General features: G+C 74.0%; 1 pseudogene. It reads right to left on the reverse strand.

Annotation, left to right across the window (positions count from 1 at the left end):
• A pseudogene (locus FV222_RS28925) lies at window positions 1-473 on the reverse strand (XRE family transcriptional regulator); the annotation flags it as partial.

Below are 473 nucleotides of genomic sequence, written 5' to 3' on the forward strand. Positions count from 1 at the left end.
GCCGGGAACGGGGCGGGGAAACCGGACACCACCGCCGAGACGGAGGCCGCGTCCAGCGGCCGGAGCGCGAGGGCGCGGCAGCGCGAGCGGATCGTCGGCAGCAGTCGGCCCGGCGCGTGGCTGACGATGAGGAACAGCGCGCGGACCGGCGGCTCCTCCAGCATCTTCAGGAGCGCGTTGGCGCCGTTGCCGTTCAGGTCCTCGGCGCTGTCGACGATGCAGATGCGGTAGCCGGCATTGCCCGCGGTGGAGCCGAACAGCTCCAGGGCCTTGCGCACCGCGTCGACCGGGATCTTGGTCGGCAGCGTCTTGGCGGTCGGCACCCGATGGCGGCGCAGGGCCACGAGGTTCGGATGCGAGAGCGCCGCGATCTTACCGACCACCGGATCGTTCGCGGCGATGCCAAGGCCGGGCGCCCGCGAGGCGCCCTCGGGGTCGGCGAGCAGCCGGCGGGCGACGCGGTAGGCCAGGGT

The organism is Methylobacterium sp. WL103 (genome assembly GCF_008039885.1).
Classification (GTDB): domain Bacteria; phylum Pseudomonadota; class Alphaproteobacteria; order Rhizobiales; family Beijerinckiaceae; genus Methylobacterium; species Methylobacterium cerastii.